This window comes from Candidatus Chloroploca mongolica, assembly GCF_004762035.2.
Classification (GTDB): Bacteria; Chloroflexota; Chloroflexia; order Chloroflexales; family Chloroflexaceae; genus Chloroploca; species Chloroploca mongolica.
Window position 1 is genome coordinate 397 of the sequence record NZ_SIJK02000048.1, and the last position, 17,258, is coordinate 17,654.

At 63.6% G+C, this 17,258-nt stretch carries 1 protein-coding gene (running past one end of the window); it reads right to left on the minus strand.

The window, feature by feature from the left end; all coding sequences use genetic code 11:
• Positions 1-17,258, minus strand: partial view of an SdrD B-like domain-containing protein gene (locus tag EYB53_RS19625; RefSeq protein WP_135480173.1) — the end only. The gene runs 18,223 nt beyond the window's last position; the window shows 17,258 of its 35,481 coding nt (coding positions 18,224-35,481); the start codon falls outside the window, past its right edge — the gene reads right to left on this strand; its stop codon occupies positions 1-3.

The following is a 17,258-nucleotide window of genomic DNA, read 5'->3' on the forward strand; positions in this document are numbered from 1 at the left end:
CTACCGCATAATCAAAGGTAGGACGACACGGAAGCGCGTTTCGTTGAGCGGCATGCTCGCCGTTGCCGGGCCGTAGGTCTTGATCGTTCCGTCCAGTTCAATTTCCTGCAGCCAGTAGCTGTAGCTGGTGCCAGGCATGGTAGTTGTATCTGTCCAGCTATAGGATGCCCCCATCTGCGGATTGCCGCGTGCCAGGATGGTTTGTTCGGTGATGCGCACGGCGTTGGCAGGATTGGTGTCGAGGCCCCGCAGGATGTGGAAGCCCCAGGTGGACTGTTCGGCGGCGGTTGTCCAGTTCAGGCTCACGCCCGAAGATGCTGGTGTTGCCGTGAACTGTACCAGATTGATCGCGGTGGGTGAGACGATGCCTGCCCAGAGGGTCAGATTGACGTCACCCGGTGCGAGCGTGACGGCAATGGTTTGACCTGTCACCGGGTCGATATTGCTGTCACCGCCGGGCACGGTAAAGGTATAACCCGGAGGCAGGTTGGTAAATCCGACCAGATAGGTTCCAGGGACGAGATAGTCAAAGCGATACAGGCCATTCTCATCAGTGAGAACGGTGATTGGGAGGCCATCTGGCCCAAGGACGGGCGTGCCATCGCCATAGTAGAGCGTAACGAGCACACCGGGCACGCCTGCTTCACCTGGATCGCGATAGCCATTGCCGTTGGTATCATACCAGATGCCCTGACCAAGCGACGCTGGGTGGAAGATGCCAAAGTCAAGGGTCATATTGCCGTTGAAGTCATCGCCATCCACGGCCTCACCTGGTTCGTGCTGGCTCCACAGGGTGATGGTGCCACTACGGATGAGCGTTTCGCTCACCTGGCTTCCATTGTCATCGTCATCACCGTCGTCGTTCGGGCTGGGTGCCGGTTCAAATTGGCCAGTCGCGGAACCGGGCAACCCTGTGCTGCTGGTGAAGTCTTCGGCGACGATGATTTCAACCAGATAATCGCCAGGGACAAGTTGCTCAAAGCGATAGTTGCCTTGCGTATCGGTCGTCGTTCGGGCGATTGCTTCGCCGTCAGGCAAGCCGTCATTGGTGCGATCCGTGTAGAGCAGGACTTCAATATTTTCTAGCCCTTGCTCGTCGCGGTCGATCAAGCCGTTGTTATTGGTGTCTACCCAGACACGATCACCAACGGCGACCCGCTGGAAGAGACCGGCGTCGTAACGCTGATCAGACTGACCAGGTTCGAGGGTGATACGTTCGGTGCGACCAGTCAGTGGGTCGGCATCGCTATCCTGCGCGGCATCATCCCCTTGCCCTTGGGGGCTCAGTTCGTAGCCGGCAGGTGGAGTAAACTCGATGCTGTAGGTTCCAGGATCAAGATAGGTGAATTGATAGATGCCGTCCTCATTCGTCGTTGTGGTGCGAATGACGGTGGTTCCATCCTCCCCAAACAGGGTGACGACAACATTGGCAAGCCCGGTTTCACCTACATCCTGCAAGCCGTTGGCGTTGCGGTCGAGCCAGACACGGTCCCCCAGTTGGGCCGGTTGGTAGATACCGGCGTCCCAGGTTAGGTCGCTGGTTGCCGTAGGCAGCGTGATCAGGCGCGTGAGACCGGTGCTTTGATCGGCATCGCTGTCAAGCGCTTCATCAGAGGTGCCACCGGCTATGCTGCGCACAAAGCCGTCGGGTAGACCAAAGCCAATGATGTAGCTACCTGGTTCAAGCTCGTCAAACCGATAGAGACCGTCATTGTCAGTGGTCGTGGTGCGAATGACCGTTGTTCCATCGGCGGCATAGAGCGTGACGGTGATACCGGCGACGCCGAGCTCATCCTCGTCCTGGACACCGTTGGCGTTGCGGTCGTCCCACACCCGATCGCCCAGGCTTGAGCGCTGGTAGAGCCCAGCGTCCCAACTCAGGTCTTCGTCCCCCGAGGCGAGGACGGTGCTGGCCATCACGCCGGTGCTGTCGGCATCACTATCGCGTGTCGCGTCATTGCCGACGTTGCGCTGGGTGAAGACGTACCCCTCGGGCGCGGTGACGGTGACGGTGTAGGTGCCCGGGGCAAGGGTGGTGAAGGTGTAGAACCCGGTGGCATCGGTGGTGGTCGTCAGGGTGACGGTCGCCCCCGCGCCGGTGCGCCCATCCAGCGTGACGGTCACGTCGGCAAAGCCATCTTCACCCGCGGTCTGGAGGCCGTCGCTGTTGGCGTCACGCCAGACGCGGTCGCCGAGCGTGGCGGGCCGGTAAAGCCCGGCGTCCCAAGTCAGGTCGGTCTCACCCGAGGTGAGGATGGTGGCGGTCATCACGCCGTCATTGCCCGCGTCGCTGTCGGCATCAGGCTCGCCCTGGTTGCGGGCGGTGAAGACGTACCCCTCGGGCGCGGTGACGGTGACGGTGTAGGTGCCGGGCACCAGGGCGGTAAAGGTGTAGCTGCCGCTCGCGTCGGTCGTCGTGGTTAGGCTGACGGTCGCGCCGAGGCTGTCGCGCCCGGTGAGCGTGACGAGCACGTTCGGTAGGCCAGCCTCGCCGTTATTCTGGACACCGTTGCCGTTGGTGTCTTCCCAGACCAGGTTGCCGATGGTGGCACCCTGGTAGAGCCCGGCGTCCCAGGTTAGGTCGGTCTGGCCGGAGGTGAGCGTGATGCCGCTCATCACGCCACTGGCGTCGGCGTCGGAGTTGCCGGTCGCCTCGCCGATGGACGGTTGGGTGACGACGTAGCCCTCAGGTGCCGTCACGGTGACAGTGTAGGTGCCCGGCACCAGATTGGTAAAGGTGTAGAACCCGTTCACATCGGTCGTCGTGGTCAGGCTGACGGTCGCCCCAGCGCCATCAACCCCGGTGAGCGTGAGCGTCACATTGGGCAGGCCGGGTTCGTCGGCGTCTTGCCGCCCGTTGGCATCCAGGTCATCCCAGACGCGGTCGCCGAGCGCGGCGCGCTGGAAGAGGCCGAGATCCCAGGTCAGGTCGGTCTGGCCCGAGGTGAGCGTGATGCCGGTCATCACGCCGCTGGCGTCGGCGTCACTATCGGTCGCGTCGTTGCCGACGTTCGCGGTCGTGACGTCGTAGCCGGTGGGCAGGGTCGCGGTGACGGTGTAGACGCCTGGTACCAAGTTGGTAAAGGTGTAGATCCCGTTCGCATCGGTTGTCGTGGTCAGGCTGACGGTGGTGCCGAAGCCGTCGCGCCCGGTGAGCGTGAGCGTCACGTCGGGCAGGCCAGGTTCGCCGTCGTCCTGCACGCCATTGGCATTCAGGTCCTCCCAGACGCGGTCGCCGAGTGCGGCCCCGCGGTAGAGTCCGGCGTCCCAACTCAGGTCTTCGTCCCCCGAGGCGAGGATGGTGCTGGCCATCACGCCGGTGGCGTCGGCATCACTATCGCGTGTCGCGTCATTAGCGACGTTCCGCTGTGTGAAGACGGAGCCGTCGGGTGCGGTGACGGTGACGGTGTAGGTGCCCGGGGCCAGCGTGGTAAAGGTGTAGATGCCGCTGGCGTCGGTGGTCGTGGTCAGCGTGACGGTCGCGCCGGCGCCGGTGCGCCCATCCAGCGTGACGGTCACGTCGGCAAAGCCGCGTTCGCCGCTGGTCTGCAAGCCGTCGCTGTTGGTGTCCTGCCAGACGCGGTCGCCGAGCGTGGCGGGCCGGTAGAGCCCGGCGTCCCAGGTCAGGTCGGTCTCACCCGAGGTGAGGATGGTGGCGCTCATCACGCCGTCATTGCCCGCGTCGCTGTCGGCATCAGGCTCGCCGCGATTGAGCGCGGTGACGACGTAGCCCTCGGGCGCGGTGACGGTGACGGTGTAGACCCCGGGCCCCAGGGTGGTGAAGGTGTAGATCCCGCTCGCGTCGGTGGTCGTGGTCAGGCTGACGGTCGCGCCAAGGCTGTCGCGCCCGGTGAGCGTGACGAGCACGTCCGGTAGGCCAGTCTCGCCGTGGCTCTGGACGCCATCGCCGTTGGTGTCGTCCCAGACCAGGTTGCCGATGGTGGCCCCCTGATAGAGCCCGGCGTCCCAGGTCAGGTCGGTCTGGCCCGAGGTGAGCGTGATGCCACTCATCACGCCGCTGGCGTCAGCGTCGGAGTCGCCGGTCGGCTCGCCGATGGTCGGTTGGGTGACGACGAAGCCCGCGGGCGCGGTGACGGTGACGGTATAGACGCCGGGTACCAGGTTGGTAAAGGTGTAGATGCCGTTCGCGTCGGTGGTCGTGGTCAGCGTGACGGGCGTGCCGAAGCCGTCGACCCCGGTGAGCGTGAGCGTCACGGTGGGCAGGCCCGGTTCGCCTTCGTCCTGCCGCCCGTTGGCATCCAGGTCGTCCCAGACGCGGTCGCCGAGCGTGGCGCGCTGGAAGAGGCCGAGATCCCAGGTGCGGTCGGTCTGGCCCGAGGTGAGCGTGATGCCGCTCATCACGCCACTGGCGTCGGCGTCACTATCGGTCGCGTCGTTGCCGACGTGCGCGGTCGTGACTGCGTAGCCGGTGGGCAGGGTGGCGGTGACGGTATAGACGCCGGGTACCAGGTTAGTGAAAGTGTAGATCCCGTTCGCATCGGTGGTCGTGGTTCGCGTGACGGGCGTGCCGAAGCCGTCGCGCCCAGTGAGCGTGAGCGTCACATTGGGCAGGCCGGGTTCGCCGGCGTCCTGCACGCCATTGGCATTGAGGTCGTCCCAGACGCGGTCGCCAAGCGCGGCCCCGCGATAGAGCCCGGCGTCCCAGGTCAGGTCGGTCTGGCCGGAGGCGAGGATGGTGCTGGACATCACGCCGGTGCTGTCAGCATCACTATCGCGTGTCGCGTCATGACCGACGTTCCGCTGGGTGAAGACGGAGCCGTCGGGTGCGGTGACGGTGACGGTGTAGGTGCCCGGGGCCAGGGTGGTGAAGGTGTAGATGCCGCTGGCGTCGGTGGTGGTCGTCAGCGTGACGGTCGTCCCGGCACCGGTGCGCCCCTCCAGCGTGACGGTCACGTCGGCGAAGCCCGCTTCACCCTCGGTCTGGAGGCCGTCGCTGTTGGCGTCACGCCAGACGCGGTCGCCGAGCGTGGCGGGCCGGTAGAGCCCGGCGTCCCAGGTCAAGTCTTCTTCACCCGAGGTGAGGATGGTGGCGCTCATCACGCCGTCGCTGCCCGCGTCGCTGTCGGCATCAGGCTCGCCGCGATTGAGCGCGGTGAAGAGGTAGCCCTCGGGCGCGGTGACGGTGACGGTGTAGACCCCGGGCACCAGGGTGGTGAAGGTGTAGATCCCACTCGCGTCGGTGGTCGTGGTCAGGCTGACCGTCGCGCCAAGGCTGTCGCGCCCGGTGAGGGTGACGGGCACGTTCGGTAGGCCGGGTTCGCCGTTATTCTGGACGCCATCGCCGTTGGTGTCTTCCCAGACCAGGTTGCCGAGGCTGGCCCCCTGGTAGAGCCCGGCGTCCCAGGTGCGGTCGGTCTGGCCGGAGGTGAGCGTGATGCCGGTCATTACGCCGCTGGCGTCAGCGTCGGAGTTGCCGGTCGGCTCGCCGATGGTCGGTTGGGTGACGACGTAGCCGTCGGGTGTCGTCACGGTGACGGTATAGACGCCGGGCACCAGATTGGTAAAGGTGTAGATGCCGTTCGCGTCGGTGGTCGTGGTCAGCGTGACGGGCGTGCCGAAGCCGTCGCGCCCAGTGAGCGTGAGCGTCACGGTGGGCAGGCCGGGTTCGTCGGCGTCTTGCCGTCCGTCGGCATTGAGGTCGTCCCAGACGCGGTCGCCGAGCGTGGTGCGCTGGAAGAGGCCGATGTCCCAGGTCAGGTCGGTCTGGCCCGAGGTGAGCGTGATGCCGGTCATCACGCCGCTGGCGTCGGCGTCACTATCGGTCGCGTCGTTGCCGACGTTCGCGGTCGTGACCTCGTAGCCGGTGGGCAGGGTCGCGGTGACGGTATAGACGCCTGGTACCAGGTTGGTAAAGGTGTAGATCCCGTTCGCATCGGTCGTCGTGGTTCGCGTGACGGTCGTGCCGAAGCCATCGACCCCGGTGAGCGTGAGCGTCACATTGGGCAGGCCGGGTTCGTCGGCGTCCTGCACGCCGTTGGCATTGAGGTCGTCCCAGACGCGGTCGCCGAGCGCGGCCCCGCGGTAGAGCCCGGCGTCCCAGGTCAGGTCGGTCTGGCCGGAGGCGAGGATGGTGCTGGACATCACGCCGGTGCTGTCAGCATCACTATCGCGTGTCGCGTCATGACCGACGTTCCGCTGGGTGAAGACGGAGCCGTCGGGCGCGGTGACGGTGACGGTGTAGGTCCCCGGGGCCAGCGTGGTAAAGGTGTAGATGCCGCTGGCGTCGGTGGTCGTGGTCAGCGTGACGGTCGCGCCGGCGCCGGTGCGCCCATCCAGCGTGACGGTCACGTCGGCAAAGCCGCGTTCGCCGCTGGTCTGCAAGCCGTCGCTGTTGGTGTCCTGCCAGACGCGGTCGCCGAGCGTGGCGGGCCGGTAGAGCCCGGCGTCCCAGGTCAGGTCGGTCTCACCCGAGGTGAGGATGGTGCTGGCCATCACGCCGTCGCTGCCCGCGTCGCTGTCGGCATCAGGCTCGCCGCGATTGAGCGCGGTGAAGAGGTAGCCCTCGGGCGCGGTGACGGTGACGGTGTAGGTGCCCGGCACCAGGTTGGTAAAGGTGTAGATGCCGCTCGCGTCGGTGGTCGTGGTCAGGCTGACCGTCGCGCCAAGGCTATCGACCCCGGTGAGCGTGACGGGCACGTTCGGTAGGCCGGGTTCGCCGTTATTTTGGACGCCATCGCCGTTGGTGTCGTCCCAGACCAGGTTGCCGATGGTGGCCCCGCGGTAGAGTCCGGCGTCCCAGGTTCGGTCGGTCTGGCCGGAGGTGAGCGTGATGCCGCTCATCACGCCACTGGCGTCGGCGTCGGAGTCGCCGGTCGGCTCGCCGATGGTCGGTTGGGTGACGACGTAGCCGTCGGGTGTCGTCACGGTGACGGTATAGACGCCGGGTACCAGCTTGGTGAAGGTGTAGATCCCGGTGGCGTCGGTGGTCGTGGTCAGCGTGACGGGCGTGCCGAAGCCATCGATCCCGGTAAGGGTCAGCGTCACATTGGGCAGGCCGGGTTCGTCGGCGTCTTGCCGCCCGTTGGCATCCAGGTCATCCCAGACGCGGTCGCCGAGCGCGGCGCGCTGGAAGAGGCCGAGATCCCAGGTCAGGTCGGTCTGGCCCGAGGTGAGCGTGATGCCGGTCATCACGCCGCTGGCGTCGGCGTCACTATCGGTCGCGTCGTTGCCGACGTTCGCGGTCGTGACCTCGTAGCCGGTGGGCAGGGTCGCGGTGACGGTATAGACGCCTGGTACCAGGTTGGTAAAGGTGTAGATCCCGTTCGCATCGGTCGTCGTGGTTCGCGTGACGGTCGTGCCGAAGCCATCGACCCCGGTGAGCGTGAGCGTCACATTGGGCAGGCCGGGTTCGTCGGCGTCCTGCACGCCATTGGCATTCAAGTCCTCCCAGACGCGGTCGCCGAGTGCGGCCCCGCGATAGAGCCCAGCGTCCCAGGTCAGGTCGGTCTGGCCGGAGGCCAGGATGGTGCTGGCCATCACGCCGGTGGCGTCGGCATCACTATCCTGCGTCGCGTCATGACCGACGTTCCGCTGGGTGAAGACGGAGCCGTCGGGCGCGGTGACGGTGACGGTGTAGGTGCCCGGGGCCAGCGTGGTGAAGGTGTAGAACCCGGTGGCATCGGTGCTGGTGGTGGCGGTCACGGGAACCCCCGCGCCGGTCACGCCGACCAGGCCAACGTTCACCCCCGCGAAGCCAGCTTCGCCGCTGGTCTGGAGGCCGTCGCTGTTGGCGTCACGCCAGACGCGGTCGCCGAGCGTGGCGGGTTGGTAGAGCCCGGCGTCCCAGGTGAGGTCCGTCTCCCCCGAGGTGAGAATGGTGGCGCTCATCACGCCGTCGCTGCCCGCGTCGCTGTCGGCATCAGGTTCGCCGCGATTGAGCGCCGTGAAGAGATAGCCGCCGGGCGCGGTGACGGTGACGGTGTAGACCCCGGGCCCCAGGGTGGTGAAGGTGTAGATCCCGCTCGCGTCGGTGGTCGTGGTCAGGCTGACGGTCGCGCCAAGGCTGTCGCGCCCGGTGAGGGTGACGGGCACGTTCGGTAGGCCAGCCTCACCGTTATTCTGCACGCCGTTGCCGTTGGTGTCTTCCCAGACGAGGTTGCCGAGGCTGGCCCCGCGGTAGAGCCCGGCGTCCCAGGTCAGGTCGGTCTGGCCTTCTGTCAACGTCACGATGGCAGTCTCGCCGCTAGCTTGATCAGCATCGCTATTACGTGCTACATCCTCACCCTGACCTGGCTGGCTGAAGTAGTAGCCCTCAGGCTGGACAAAGCGCAGCACGTAGTTGCCTGCGCCCAGGTTATTGAAGAGATAGGTTCCACTGATGTCGGTGGTGGTGCTGATCAGGAAGTTGCTCGGATCGCCTGCTTGATAGAGCTCAACGGTGACGTTGCTCAGCCCTGGTTCACTGGGATCCTGGATGCCATCGGCGTTACGGTCAAGCCAGACAAGGTTGCCGAGGCTGGCCGGTCGATAAAAGCCAAAGTCAAGCGTTAGGTTGTTTGTGGTGCTGATGGTGACTGGCAGAGTGTTGACATGGCCGTTGGCATCGGTTGTGCCGTTGTCGTCATTATCAACGCCATTATCAGGATCGGGTGTGGCTGCCCCTTCGTACGGCCCGGTGGCGCTACCATTGCTGCCCGTGCTTGAGCTAAAGGCTGGCAGGCTTGCGGTGGCGGCGAGTACACCCGCGCCACTGAAGTTGCTATTGAGCACACGGACAAGATAGGTGCCGGCGGCGAGGTCAGTAAAGGTGTAGTTCCCAGTGGCATCAGTGGTCTGATCGTCCACCTGTGCGCCGCTAATGTGGGTGGCACGGGTCGTTCCATCAGCCAGGAAGAGCCGCAGGGTCACACCTTCAAGCCCGGTTTCGCCATTGTCGAACAGGCCATTATTATTGCGGTCGTTCCAGACCTGGTTGCCCAGACTGTAGGCTCGCACGATGCCAAAGTCAAGCGTTGCATTGTGGGTGCTGCCAGTTGTGCTGAGCACAAGCGTATTGCTGATTCCGCCTGGCGTGAGCGTGAAGGCATTGCTTGTGGCGGTGTCAGGTGTGCTGCCAACCCCGTTATCGTCGTCGTTGAGGTTGTTATTCGGGTCAAGGGTTCCTGCGGTGTCGCGTGTACTGACATAACCTTCAGGTATCGTGATGCGAACCCGGTAGTCGCCCTGGCTTAGCCCGGTGAAGGTGTAGGTTCCACTGACGCCGGTGGTCGTCGTAAGCAGGATTGTCTCGCTGCTCGCCGGCAGCAAAGCGATGGCAAGACCGGGGAGGCCGGTCTCTTCACCATTGCGCAGGCCGTCGGCCAGGATGCCACCGACCCCGCGACCATCGTCAAGCCAGACCTGGTCGCCCAGGCTTGCGGTGTAGAAGCCGAAGTCAATGGTCAGATCACTATTTTGATCGAGGATCGGTGCTTTATTGGGTGAAGAACCGGGATCTTCAGGCTCATTGCGAGGTGCCTGTCCGGTCACAACCTCAACTGGCGCACTCAGGACGCCCGCACCATAGAAGCCGGTGCGCTGGTGCGTGCCACGATCCTGGCGATCACCAAGCCCGGTGACGGTCTCGGTCAGTGTGCCAGTCGCATCAATCGTCGTGCCGCTGCTATGGTAGCCTGCAAGGGCGGCACCCGTGGCAAACTGGCTCGCCGGAATTCCGATCACGTACTGCCCCGGATAGAGCGGCAGAGTCTCGGTGAGCACCACCCCATTGCGACGGGTCTGCTCAGTGAAGAGGTAAAAACCATCGGCGTCGGTGGTTGCCTCGGCGATCCAGGTCTGCTCATCGCCCGTCAGTTGCCCGTCGCGGTTGGCATCGAGCAAGAGTTGCACGGTGACGCTGGGGACACCCGTGGCCGAGCCGAGGGTGACGCCGTCACCCTCGTTGTCACGACCATCATTGTTGGTATCGTAGAAGACCCGATTGCCCAGACTGATCGGCGGGAAGGTGACCGGCGTGGTGATCGTCGTCGTCGGAGTGGGCGTTGTGCCATTGGTGCCATCATCGGCGATCTGGGCCGTATTGACCACCTGTTCAACGCCAACTGGCAACGGATTGTTGACCTGCACCACAAAGGTGAGGTTGTCGATTGCGCCTGCACTCAACGTCGTCGCGCGGGTGTAGACACAGGTATTGCCGGCCTGAGGGCCATCGGCGCAAGACCACCCAGCGCTACTGCCAATGCTGACAAAGCTCGTATCGGCAGGCACCGTCTCGGTAAGCACGATGCCGGTGGCAGCCTGGTTGCCGGTGTTGGTGTAGTGGAGGGTGTAGGTAATCAGACCGCCCGGCTCCACCGTGATGCCCTTGTCGGTCTTGGTGATGGCGAGATCGGGCGCAGCCTCGACTGGCGTTGTCTCGATATTCGAGTCTGAGCCAGTATGATTGCTGCTGCCGATCCTGGCCGTATTGGTGATCGTGGTGACCCCTGCCGGCAGCGTGCTCGCGACGCGCACCACCAAGGTACGGGTCAGCGTGGCTCCTGCATTCAGGTTGCCGATAGTGAAGATACAGGTAGTGTCAGCCTCACTGCCGTTCGGGCAACTCCAGGTCGCACTACTCCCCGCAGCAACAAAGCTCGTATTGGCGGGCACCGTCTCGGTGATGACGACGTTCGCTGCTTGCTGGTTGCCGGTATTGGTCACGGTCAGCGTGTAGGTGATCAGGTCACCCGTGGTCACGGTGCTGTTGTCGTCGGTCTTGGTGATGACGAGATCGGGTGCGGCGGTGACGGGCGTGATCTCGGTAGCGGTGTTGTCCGGTGTCAGATCTGGCCCGTTGGTGCCATCGTCGGCGATGACGACGGTGTTGGTGATGGTCGTGACGCCAGCGGGCAGGCTTTCATCCACCTGCACCACGAAGGTGACGGTGCCAGTGATGTTGACGGCGAGATCGCCCACGTCGTAGGTGCAGGTGCCACTGTCGCATGTCCAGCCGGCGGTGGTGATGAAACTGGTATAGGTCGGGACGGTCTCGGTGATCACGACGCCAGTGGCATCCTGGTTGCCGACATTGGTGTAGGTGAGCGTGTAGGTGATCAGGTCGCCGGTGGTCACGGTGCGGTCGCCGTCGGTCTTGGTGATGACGAGATCAGGTGTGGCGATGACTGGGGTGGTCTCGTCGTTCGAGGACGAGCCAGGATCGTTGGTGCCGCTAATGGCGGCGGTGTTGGTGATCGTGGTGACGCCCGCGAGCAGTTGGTCGGCCACGCGCACGATGAAGGTGGCGCTGCCAGAGGCACCGGCGTTGAGGGTGCCGATAGTCAGGGTGCAGCGCGGGGCGTTGGTGCAATTCCAGGAACTGCTGCCAGCGGCCACAAAGCTCGTACTGACGGGTACGGTCTCGCTGATGACGACGCCGACGGCCTGTTGGTTGCCGGTGTTGGTGTAGTGGAGCGTGTAGGTAATCAGCCCACCCGGAACCGTGCTGATCCCGCCGTCGGTCTTGGTGATGACGAGGTTCGGGGCCGCCGTGATGGGGGTCGTCTCGGTGGCGGTGTTGTTCGCTGGCGTTGGGTCGTCGCCATTGCTGCCGTCGTCGGCGATCGCAACGGTGTTGAAGATGCTATTGACGCCCGCGGGCAGGCTCGCATTGACCCGCACGACAAAGGTGATGGTACCGGTGATGTTGACGGCGAGGTCGCCTACGTCGTAGATGCAGGAAACGCCTTCACACTCCCAGCCTGTCGGCGTGATGAAGGTAGTATAGGTTGGGACGGTCTCGCTAATGATGACGCCAGTGGCATCCTGGTTGCCGACGTTGGTGTAGGTGAGCGTGTAGGTGATCCGGTCGCCCGTGGTCACGGTGCGGTTGTCGTCGGTCTTGGTGATGACGAGATCGGGTGCAGCGGTGACTGGGGTCGTCTCGATGTTCGAGGACGCGCCAGGATCGTTGGTGCCGCTGATGGCGGCGGTGTTGGTGATTGTGGTGACGCCCGCGAGCAGTTGGTCGGCCACGCGCACGATGAAGGTGGCGTTGCCAGAGGCCCCGGCGTTGAGGGTGCCGATAGCCAGGGTGCAGCGCGGGTCGTTGGTGCAGTCCCAGGTACTGCTGCCGGTGATCACAAAGCTCGTACTGACGGGTACGGTCTCGCTGATGACGACGCCCACGGCCTGCTGGTTGCCGGTGTTGGTGTAGTGGAGCGTGTAGGTAATCAGCCCACCCGGAACCGTGCTGATGCCCTTGTCGGTCTTGGTGATGACAAGGTTCGGGGCCGCCGTGATGGGCGTGGTCTCGTTGTCGTCGTTATTCGTGTTGTCCTGGTCTTCACCGTTGGTGCCATCGTCGGCGATTGCAACGGTGTTGAAGATGCTGTTGACGCCAGCGGGCAGGCTTGCATCCACCTGCACGACGAAGGTGCGGGTCAGCGTGCTCCCGGCCCCCAGCGCGGTGCGGGTGTAGATACAGGTTGTCCCGGCTGGACTATCGTCGTCGCAACTCCACCCGGTACTGCTGCCGGCAATGACAAAGCGCGTGTTCAGTGGCACGGTCTCGGTGATGGTGACGCCGGTCGCGTCCTGGTTGCCGACGTTGCGATAGGTGAGCGTGTAGGTAATCAGGTCGCCTGGCTCCACGGTGATCCCGTCGTCGGTCTTGGTGATGACGAGATCGGGTGCGGCCTCGACCGGCGTGGTCTCGTTGTTCGAGGGGCCTTCGGGATGGTTGGTGCCCCCGATGCGGGCGGTGTTGGTGATGGTCGTAATGCCGTTGGGCAACGGGGTGTCCACCTGCACGATGAAGGTGCGGGTGACCACGGCTCCGGCATTGAGCGTGCCGAGCGTGAGGGTGCATGGCGTTCCGGCTAGGCTTCCGTCGTTGCAACTCCAGGTTGCACTACTCCCCGCAACGACAAAGCTTGTATGGGCCGGCACGGTCTCGGTGATGACCACTCCAGCCGCCGCTTGGTTGCCGGTGTTGGTCACGGTCAGCGTGTAGGTAATCAGCCCACCCGGGATCGTGCTGAGGTCGTCGTCGGTCTTGGTGATGACGAGCGTTGGGGCCGCCGTGATGGGGGTAGTCTCATCGTCCTCGTTATTCGACGGGGTCGGGTCGGCACCATTGCTGCCGTCGTCGGCGATCGCAACGGTGTTGAAGATGCTATTGACGCCAGCGGGCAGGCTCGGATCCACCTGCACGACAAAGGTGACGGTGCCGGTGATGTTGACGCCGAGGTCGCCCACGTCGTAGGTGCAGGTACCACTGTTACATGTCCAGCCGGTCGGCATGATGAAGGTGGTGTAGGTCGGGACGGTCTCGGTGATGACGACGCCAGTGGCATCCTGGTTGCCGACGTTGGTGTAGGTGAGCGTGTAGGTGATCAGGTCGCCCGTGGTCACGGTGCTATCGCCGTCGGTCTTGGTGATGACGAGATCGGGTGCGGCGGTGACGGGCGTGGTCTCGTCGGCCTCGTTATTCGACGGGGTCGGGTCGGCACCATTGCTGCCATCGTCGGCGATGACGACGGTGTTGGTAATGGTCGTGACGCCTGCGGGCAGGTTTTCATCCACCTGCACCACGAAGGTGACGGTGCCGGTGATGTTGACGGCGAGGTCGCCCACGTTGTAGGTGCAGGTGACACTGTTACATGTCCAGCCGGTCGGCGTGATGAAACTGGTATAGGTTGGGACGGTCTCGCTAATGATGACGCCAGTGGCGTCCTGGTTGCCGACATTAGTGTAGGTGAGCGTGTAGGTGATCAGGTCGCCGGTGGTCACGGTGCGGTCGCCGTCGGTCTTGGTGATGACGAGATCAGGTGTGGCGATGACTGGGGTGGTCTCGTCGTTCGAGGACGAGCCAGGATCGTTGGTGCCGCTGATGGCGGCGGTGTTGGTGATCGTGGTGACGCCTGCGAGCAGTTGGTCGGCCACGCGCACGATGAAGGTGGCGCTGCCAAAGGCCCCGGCGTTGAGGGTGCCGATAGTCAAGGTGCAAAGCGGGGCGTTGGTGCAGTCCCAGGTACTGCTGTCGGTGATCACAAAACTCGTACTGACGGGTACGGTCTCGCTGATGACGACGCCTATGGCCTGCTGGTTGCCGGTGTTGGTGTAGTGGAGCGTGTAGGTAATCAGCCCACCTGGAACCGTGCTCGTGCTGAGGTCGCCGTCGGTCTTGGTGATGACGAGGTTCGGGGCCGCCGTGATGGGGGTGGTCTCGTCGTCCTCATTATTCGACGGGGTCGGGTCGGCACCATTGCGGCCGTCATCGGCGATCGCAACGGTGTTGAAGATGCTATTGACGCCCGCGGGCAGGCTCGCATTGACCCGCACGACAAAGGTGATGGTACCGGTGATGTTGACGGCGAGGTCGCCTACGTCGTAGATGCAGGAAACGCCTTCACACTCCCAGCCTGTCGGCGTGATGAAGGTAGTATAGGTTGGGACGGTCTCGCTAATGATGACGCCAGTGGCATCCTGGTTGCCGACGTTGGTGTAGGTGAGCGTGTAGGTGATCCGGTCGCCCGTGGTCACGGTGCGGTTGTCGTCGGTCTTGGTGATGACGAGATCGGGCGCGGCTTTGACCGGCGTGACCTCGTCGTCGTCATTGTTGTCCAGCCTGATTTCGGGGCCGTTCTGCCCATCGTCGGCGATTGTGACGGTGTTGGTGATGCTGGTGAAGCCAGCCGGCACGCTTGAGGCCAGCCGTACGGTAAAGGTGATGCTGCCAGATGCACCCGCCGCCAGGGTTTCAAGGCTCGTTGTACACGTGGCCCCCGCGCTTCCGCCGTCTGAACAGTTCCAAGTGTTCGGCGCAACAAAGCTCGTGCTGACCGGGACGGTCTCGGTGATGACGACGCCGGTTGCGGCGAGGGTGCCGAGGTTGGTGTAGCTGAGCGTGTAGGTGATCAGGTCACCTGGCGCCACCGTGCTAACACCGTCGTTCTTGGTGATCGTGAGATCGGGCGCAACGATGGTGATTGTATCATCGTCACTTGTGTCGGGTTCTTCGCGCTCGTTCGGATCGTCACCGGGCAGACTGGTTGATCGGGTGATCGTGGCGGTGTTGGTGATGACGGTGCCGTTGACCAGATTGCCCGCGAGCGTGACCTGGAAGGTGAAGGTGCGGGTTGTGTCAGCCGCAATGGGGCCACCAGTGTAGCGCACGATGGTGTCGCTGCCGCTGATGACGGTGTTATACGCAAAGCCACTCGGTGTTGTCCCTGGGCTCACGGCGCTGAAGTTGGCTGTGGGCAGCGGGTCAACAATGACAACGTCGTGCGCCGGTGAAGTTCCGGTGTTGGTGACGGTCAATGTGACGGTGACCGTTTCGCCTGCATAGGCGGTTGCTTGACTGAATTGCTTGTCAAGCTCTAGCCGCGGTTCAACCACGGTCACGTCAACCTGGTTGCTTGTGATGGTCGGGCTATTGCCGATGGCGATGCTCGCCCGGTTGGTGAGGGTGGTCTGCGGATCAAGCCCGCTGTTCCCTGGCACGTCGCGCACCCGCGCCTGCAATTGCACGCGGAAGCTATTGTTGGCCGGATTGTTGTCGGTTGTCACCGTGACCGGCGCATTCCAGTTGAGCACAAGCGTCCCACCGTTGCTCCCTGGCTCGGTCAGGCTATACGCTGGGAGTGTGCCGTTGAAGCCGGTGGTAATGACGTTCGTGCTGCCGGTCAGATAGCTCAGGCCGCTCGGCAGCGTATCGGTGACCACGAGCGACGGGAAGATGCCCTCGGCCAGGCTGATGGTGAGCGTATAGGTGATGACTTCGCCAAGCGTGACATTGCTGCCACTGGTGGCTAGCGACGAGGTTCCCGCCAGCGCCTTGGTCAGTTCAGGCACCGTAAAGATACCCGCGTCCCAGGTTAGATCCTCGGTATCCGGGTTCAGCGTGATCGTTGCCGTGCGCCCGGTCTCCACATTGGCATTGCTATCGTTTGCTAGCGTGCCTGCCCCGGTCGGGCTAAAGGTATAACCGGTCGGCAAAGCAAACGCGATGAGATAGTCGTTGGCCCCGAGCATGTCAAAGCGATAGAAGCCATCGCTATCAGTGGTTGTCGTCAGAATAACCGTATTGGGCGCAGTTGCATAGCGCAGGGTCACCGTGATGTCCGCCACCCCGCGTTCGCCAGTATCCTGGATGCCATTCTGGTTCAGGTCGAGCCAGACCCGGTCGCCGAGCGAGGCGGGCTGGAAGAAGCCGAAGTCGAGCGTCAGGTTGGTGTTGGGATCCGTATCACCATCGTCAACTGGCTCCTGGCCCGAGGTGAGCATGATCGCATTGCTGCGTGCCGTCCGATTCGTTCCAAGGCCGTTGTCGTCGTCGTTGGTGTTGTTATTCGGATTTGGCGTACCGGCAATGTCGATTGATGAGCGATAGCCTTCTGGCGTGGTGACTTGCACCAGATAGCCGTTGGGCTTGAGATCGGTGAAACGATAGAGGCCATCAGCGCCAGTCGTAATGCTCGTGATCAGCGTGCCCGTGAGATTGGTTGCCGGCGTGGTGCCGTCGCTGAAGAAGATCGCGACCGTCGCCCCTGGCAACGGTTCGTCACCGCTGTTGTAGGTGCCGCTATTGTCGCGGTCAAAGAAGACCAGATCGCCCAGGCTTAGTGGCCGGTAGAAGCCGAAGTCGAGCGTCAGGTTGGTGTTGGCGTCGGTATCACCGTCGTTGATCGGTTCCTGGCCCGAGGTGAGCGTGATGACGCCGCTGCTCGTCGGCCCGGCGGTGCTGTCGCCAAGACCGTTGTCGTCGTTGTCCACATTGGTGTTCGGGTCATCGACGGTATTGTCGGACGAACGATAGCCCGCTGGTGGCGTCACACGCACGGTGTAGTCACCAGGGCGCAGGTTGGTGAAGGTGTAGATTCCGGTGCTTGTTGTCGTCTGGCTGACAACGTTGGCCCCGGTCACGTCGGTGACGACGCTGCCGTTGCGGAGTAGTTCAACCGTTGCCCCGGCCAGGCCGATGTCGGTGCCGTCCACATAGGTGCCGCTATTGTCGCGGTCGTGGAAGACCAGGTTGCCCAGGGTGAGCGGGCGATAGAAGCCGAAGTCGAGCGTCAGGTTGGTGTCGCCAGCGTCAGTCGGCTCCTCGCCCGAGGTGAGCGTGATAACGCCGCTGCTCGTCGGCCCGGCGGTGCTGTCGCCAAGGCCGTTGTCATCGTTGTCTTGATTGTTATTCGGGTCAGCGACGGTATTGTCGGATGAACGATAGCCTTCTGGTGGCGTCACGCGCACGGTGTAAGCACCAGGGCGCAGGTTGGTGAAGGTGTAGAGGCCCGTCGCGGTCGTCGTCTGGC